Consider the following 5632-nt stretch of genomic DNA (forward strand, 5'->3'; position numbering starts at 1 on the left):
ACATCGAGGCTGCGATCCGTAACTCAGACCTGGGGGTGAACCCCACCAACGACGGCACGCTGATCCGGGTCGCGGTGCCGCAGCTGACCGAGGAACGCCGTCGCGAGCTGGTCAAGCAGGCCAAAGCCAAGGGCGAGGACGCCAAGGTGTCGGTGCGCAACATCCGCCGCAAGGCGATGGAGGAATTGCACCGGATTCGCAAAGACGGCGAAGCCGGCGAGGACGAGGTCTCGCGGGCCGAGAAGGACCTCGACAAGTCAACCCAGCAATACGTGACTCAGATCGAGGACCTGGTCAAGCACAAGGAAGGCGAATTGCTGGAGGTCTAACGGCCGCTCAGCAGACGACGTCCGTGGCAGAGACTGACACCCCCGCAGACAGCCCGGCAGAGGGCACGGTGGAGCAGCCCCAAAAGGGCCGGCAAAAGAAGTCGCGGGCAGGCCGCAATCTTCCGGCGGCGATCGCCGTGGGTGCCGCGCTCGCGTTTACGATCGTGGCGATCCTGATCTGGGACCGCTACCTCTGGGTTCTGCTGGTCGCTATGGCTATGCCCGTCGCGACTCATGAGGTCGTGCGCCGTCTGCGCGAAGCCGGTTACATCATTCCGGTCATCCCGTTGCTGGTCGGCGGCCAACTGATGATCTGGCTGACCTGGCCCTACCACGCGGCCGGCGCACTGGCCGGTTTCGGCGTGACCGCTGTGGTCTGCATGTTCTGGAGGTTGGCGCTTGGCGCCACCTCCTCGCCGCAGGGATCCGCTGATTCGCCGTCGGGGAATTACCTGCGCGACATGGCTGCCACCGTCTTTCTGGCGGCCTGGGTGCCGCTGTTCGCGTCGTTCAGCGTGCTGCTGGTCTATCCGCCGAATGGTTCTGGCCGGGTGTTCTGCTTGATGATCGGGGTGGTCGCTTCTGACGTCGGCGGTTATGCCGTCGGCGTGCTGTTCGGCAAGCATCCGATGGTCCCGTCGATCAGCCCGAACAAATCGTGGGAGGGGCTGGCGGGATCGCTGTTTTTCGGGATCACTGCGGTGACGTTGACCGCGACCCTGCTGGCCCACAAGCCGGCGTGGATCGGCCTACTGCTCGGCCTGACGATTGTGGCCACCGCGACTCTCGGCGACCTGGTGGAGTCACAAATCAAACGCGACCTGGGGATCAAGGACATGGGTCGCATCCTGCCCGGCCACGGCGGGCTGATGGATCGGCTCGATGGAACGCTGCCGTCGGCGGTGGCCACCTGGACCGTCCTTACCCTGTTGCCCTAAGGTCCGCAGCGGATGAAGCAACAACTGGTCTTCGATGCACCACGCCGCGCGCTGCCACCTCGTCATCTGGCCGACCTCGACGAGGCTGGGCGCGTGGAGGCCGTCACCGCGCTGGGCCTTCCGCCGTTTCGCGCCAAGCAGCTGGCGCATCAGTACTACGGCCGCCTGATCGCCGATCCGCAGCAGATGACCGACCTGCCGGCCGGGGTCCGCGGCCAGGTGACGGAGGCGCTGTTCCCGAAGCTGTTGACGGCCGCCCGCGAGGTCACGTGCGACGAAGGCCAGACCCGCAAGACGGTGTGGCGGGCGGTCGACGGCACCACCTTCGAGTCAGTGCTGATGCGCTACCCACAGCGCAACACGGTGTGCATCTCGTCGCAGGCCGGCTGCGGCATGGCGTGCCCGTTCTGCGCCACCGGGCAGGGTGGTTTGACCCGCAACCTGTCGACCGCGGAGATCCTCGAGCAGGTGCGCGCCGCGGCGGCGGCACTGCGCGACGAGTGGGGCGACCGGTTGTCCAACATCGTTTTCATGGGCATGGGGGAGCCGCTGGCCAACTACGCCAGAGCGTTGGCGGCGGTACGCCGCATCACCGAGAAGCCACCGAACGGATTTGGCATCTCGGCCCGGTCGGTAACGGTGTCGACGGTCGGCCTGGCCCCGGCCATCCGCAAACTCGCTGACGAGGGACTCGGGGTCACGTTGGCGCTGTCATTGCACGCCCCGGACGACGAACTGCGCGACACCCTGGTGCCGGTCAACAATCGGTGGAACGTCGGCGAGGCGCTGGATGCCGCCCACTACTACGCCGAGCAGACCGGTCGGCGGGTGTCGGTGGAATACGCGTTGATCCGCGACGTCAACGACCAACCCTGGCGAGCGGACCTGCTGGGCAAGCGACTGCACCGCGCACTGGGCCCGCTCGTGCACGTGAACCTGATCCCGCTGAACCCGACACCGGGCAGCGACTGGGATGCCAGCCCGAAAGCCGTTGAGCGCGAGTTCGTTCGAAGGGTTCGCGCAGCCGGCGTGACATGCACCGTGCGCGATACCCGGGGGCGCGAGATCGCCGCCGCGTGCGGTCAGCTCGCCGCTGAGTTGCCTACCTGAGCCAGCCGCGCCGACGGCCCCACCAGTCGCGCACCAGTAAAAAGGCGGCCAACAGTGCGAAGCCGATCACCCACAGGTCTTCGACCTTGCCGACATGGTTGCCATCCAGGAAGGCCACCAGCAGAACGATGATCAGCAGCCCGGTGATGTGCCAGCTGCGGTAGTTGATTTTGCTCCAGCCCCAGTTTGCCGACGGCACGTCAGCGACATCGACCCCGCTGGAGCGCTCCACCTCGGTACTGGCCACGGCAAACTCCTCGGGTTGGGATCGGGATGCCTGCACATTCTGGCACATCAGGATTCGTCGGGCGCGCCGGTGGCGCGGCACAATGAAGGGGTGTCCAACCGCCGCCTCAAGACCCTGGTGCTGGGCAGTACCGGGTCCATCGGCACCCAGGCGCTCGAGGTCATCGCCGCCAACCCCGACCGCTTCGAGCTGGTAGGGCTGGCCGCCGGGGGCGGCCATCCGGACCTGCTGGCACAACAGCGCGCCCAGACCGGGGTGACCAACCTCGCCGTCGCGGACGAGCGCGCCGCGCAGGCAATCGGTGACGTCACCTACCACGGACCCGACGCGGCGACCCGGCTGATCGAGAACACCGAGGCCGATGTCGTGCTCAACGCGCTGGTCGGCGCGCTGGGCCTGCAGCCGACGCTGACCGCGCTGGCCTCCGGGGCCCGGCTGGCGCTGGCAAACAAGGAATCGCTGATCGCCGGCGGCCCGCTGGTGCTGGCCGCCGCCAAGCCCGGCCAGATCGTGCCGGTTGACTCCGAACACTCCGCGCTGGCGCAATGCCTGCGCGGCGGAAGCGCGGACGAGGTCGCCAAGCTGGTGCTGACTGCCTCCGGCGGGCCCTTCCGCGGCTGGTCGGCTGCCGACCTCGAACACGTCACACCCGAGCAGGCCGGCGCGCATCCGACCTGGTCGATGGGGCCGATGAACACCTTGAACTCGGCGTCGCTGGTCAACAAGGGGCTTGAGCTCATCGAAGCCCACCTGCTGTTCGGCATTCCGTACGGCCGCATCGACGTCGTCGTGCATCCGCAGTCGATCGTGCACTCGATGGTGACGTTCACCGACGGCTCGACGATCGCGCAGGCCAGCCCGCCGGACATGAAACTGCCCATCGCGCTGGCGCTCGGCTGGCCGGATCGGGTGCCCGCCGTGGCCGCGGCCTGCGACTTCTCCACCGCGTCGACCTGGGAGTTCGAGCCGCTGGACGACCGGGTTTTCCCCGCTGTCGCGCTCGCCCGGCAAGCGGGCGAGACGGGTGGCTGCATGACCGCCGTCTACAACGCCGCCAACGAAGAGGCCGCCGAGGCGTTCCTGGCCGGCCGGATCGGTTTCCCGGCGATCGTGCGAACAATCGCCGATGTCCTGAGCGCCGCCGACCAGTGGGCCGCAGAACCCGCTACCGTGGAAGACGTACTCGACGCGCAGCGCTGGGCCCGTGAATACGCCCGGCAGGCGGTCACACAGGAGGTTCTACCAACTCGATGATGTTCGTTATCGGCATTGTGCTGTTCGCGCTCGCCATCCTGATCTCGGTGGCGCTGCACGAATGCGGCCACATGTGGGTCGCACTGCGCACCGGCATGAAAGTGCGCCGCTACTTCGTCGGCTTCGGCCCGACCCTGTGGTCGACCCGTCGCGGGGAGACCGAATACGGTCTCAAGGCCATCCCGGCCGGAGGCTTCTGCGACATCGCCGGCATGACGTCGGTCGAAGAGCTGCAGCCCGACGAGGACGACCGGGCGATGTACAAGCAGAAGACCTGGAAGCGCGTCGCGGTGTTGTTCGCCGGGCCGGGCATGAACTTCGTCATCGGACTGGTGCTGATCTACGCGATCGCGGTGACCTGGGGGCTGCCGAATCTGCATCCCACCGCGGTCATCGGCCAAACCGCCTGTGCAGCGGCGGAAGTCAAGCAGGGCGACTTCGAAAAGTGCACGGGTGACGGGCCGGCGGCGGCCGCCGGGATCCGGGCCGGCGATGTGGTGCTCAAGGTCGGCGACACCCCCGTGACCGACTTCTCCGACATGGCGGCCGTGGTGCAGAAACTGCATGGCACGGTTCCGGTCGTGATCAAGCGCAACGGCCAGACGATGACCAAATATGTCGACATCACCCAAAAGCAGCGCTGGGTCGGCAACGGCAAGGACGGCGCGAAGCCGGCCAACGTCGGCGTGATGGGCGTCGTCGGCACCCAGGCCGGACCCACCCACTACAACCCGATCAGCGCGGTGCCGGGCACCTTGACGTTCACCGGCAATCTCACTGTGCTGCTGGGCAAGTCGCTGATCGCGATTCCGACCAAGGTCGGCGCGCTGATCCACGCGATCGGCGGCGGGGAGCGTTCGCTGGACACCCCGATCAGCGTCGTCGGCGCCAGCATCATCGGCGGAGACACCGTGGACCACGGCGTATGGATGGCGTTCTGGCTGTTTCTGGCGCAGCTGAACTTCATCCTCGGCGTCATCAACCTGGTGCCGTTGCTGCCGTTCGACGGCGGCCACATCGCCATCGCGCTGTACGAGAAGCTGCGCAACGTGATTCGGGCGGCCCGTGGCAAAGTCGCTGCGGCGCCGGTGAACTACCTCAAACTGATGCCGGCAACCTACGTAGTCCTGGTTCTGGTGGTCGGTTACATGCTGTTGACGGTGACCGCCGATGTGGTCAACCCGATCCGGCTTTTCCAGTAGGGAGAAGGCAAACAGTGACCACAGGTCTGGGCATGCCGGCGGCCCCGGCGCCCACGCTGGCGCCACGTCGAAAGACGCGACAGCTGATGGTCCGCGACGTAGGTGTCGGTAGTGACAGCCCGATCTCGGTGCAGTCGATGTGCACCACCAAAACCCACGACGTCAACTCGACCTTGCAGCAGATCGCCGAGCTGACTGCGACCGGCTGCGACATCGTCCGAGTGGCCTGCCCGCGCCAGGAGGACGCCGACGCGCTGGCCGCGATCGCCGCGAAGAGCCAGATTCCCGTCATCGCCGACATCCACTTCCAGCCGAAGTACATCTTCGCCGCCATCGACGCCGGGTGCGCCGCGGTGCGGGTAAACCCCGGCAACATCAAGGAATTCGACGGCCGAGTCGGTGAGGTCGCGAAAGCCGCTGGCGCAGCGGGCATTCCGATCCGCATCGGCGTCAACGCCGGGTCGCTGGACAAGCGGTTCATGGAGAAGTACGGCAAGGCGACGCCGGAGGCGCTGGTCGAGTCGGCGCTGTGGGAGGCCTCGCTGTTCGAGG

At 67.0% G+C, this 5632-nt stretch carries 7 protein-coding genes; 6 read left to right on the forward strand and 1 reads right to left on the reverse strand.

From position 1 onward, the window contains the following. From VN856_RS28480 to rlmN, 3 genes are all read left to right on the forward strand, one after another. Positions 1-329 (forward strand): ribosome-recycling factor (locus VN856_RS28480; RefSeq protein ID WP_325695561.1); only part of this gene is annotated, 329 nt, incomplete at its 5' end. A gap of 23 nt (positions 330-352) precedes the next feature. Continuing rightward, complete coding sequence (locus VN856_RS28485) at positions 353-1267, forward strand: phosphatidate cytidylyltransferase (RefSeq protein ID WP_414687077.1); 915 nt, start codon at positions 353-355, stop codon at positions 1265-1267. A gap of 12 nt (positions 1268-1279) precedes the next feature. Then, positions 1280-2377 carry a 23S rRNA (adenine(2503)-C(2))-methyltransferase RlmN gene (rlmN, locus tag VN856_RS28490; RefSeq protein ID WP_325695564.1) on the forward strand — a complete coding sequence of 366 codons (1098 nt, stop codon included), beginning with the start codon at positions 1280-1282 and terminating at the stop codon, positions 2375-2377. On the opposite strand, the gene VN856_RS28495 is transcribed toward rlmN, so the two are convergent. Next, positions 2370-2624, reverse strand: a complete 255-nt coding sequence (locus tag VN856_RS28495) for a DUF2631 domain-containing protein (RefSeq protein WP_325695567.1) — start codon at positions 2622-2624, stop codon at positions 2370-2372. The genes rlmN and VN856_RS28495 overlap by 8 nt on opposite strands. A 69-nt stretch (positions 2625-2693) precedes the next feature. On the opposite strand from VN856_RS28495, the gene dxr reads away from it, so the two are divergent. From dxr to VN856_RS28510, 3 genes are all read left to right on the forward strand, one after another. Further along, positions 2694-3878: a 1-deoxy-D-xylulose-5-phosphate reductoisomerase gene (gene dxr, locus VN856_RS28500; protein WP_325695578.1), complete on the forward strand. Its 1185-nt coding sequence runs from the start codon at positions 2694-2696 to the stop codon at positions 3876-3878. Further along, positions 3875-5080: a M50 family metallopeptidase gene (locus VN856_RS28505; RefSeq protein ID WP_325695570.1), complete on the forward strand. Its 1206-nt coding sequence runs from the start codon at positions 3875-3877 to the stop codon at positions 5078-5080. The genes dxr and VN856_RS28505 overlap by 4 nt, the downstream gene beginning before the upstream one ends. A 14-nt stretch (positions 5081-5094) precedes the next feature. Beyond that, the coding region (locus VN856_RS28510; RefSeq protein WP_325695573.1) for a flavodoxin-dependent (E)-4-hydroxy-3-methylbut-2-enyl-diphosphate synthase at positions 5095-5632 on the forward strand (538 nt) is incomplete at its 3' end.

It is taken from the genome of Mycobacterium sp. (assembly GCF_035603715.1).
GTDB lineage: Bacteria > Actinomycetota > Actinomycetes > Mycobacteriales > Mycobacteriaceae > Mycobacterium.

Coding starts and splice junctions, on each gene's coding strand:
- rlmN (WP_325695564.1), top strand. CDS start 1,280: ATGAAGCAACAACTGGTCTTCGATGCACCACGCCGCGCGCTGCCACCT.
- VN856_RS28505 (WP_325695570.1), top strand. CDS start 3,875: ATGATGTTCGTTATCGGCATTGTGCTGTTCGCGCTCGCCATCCTGATC.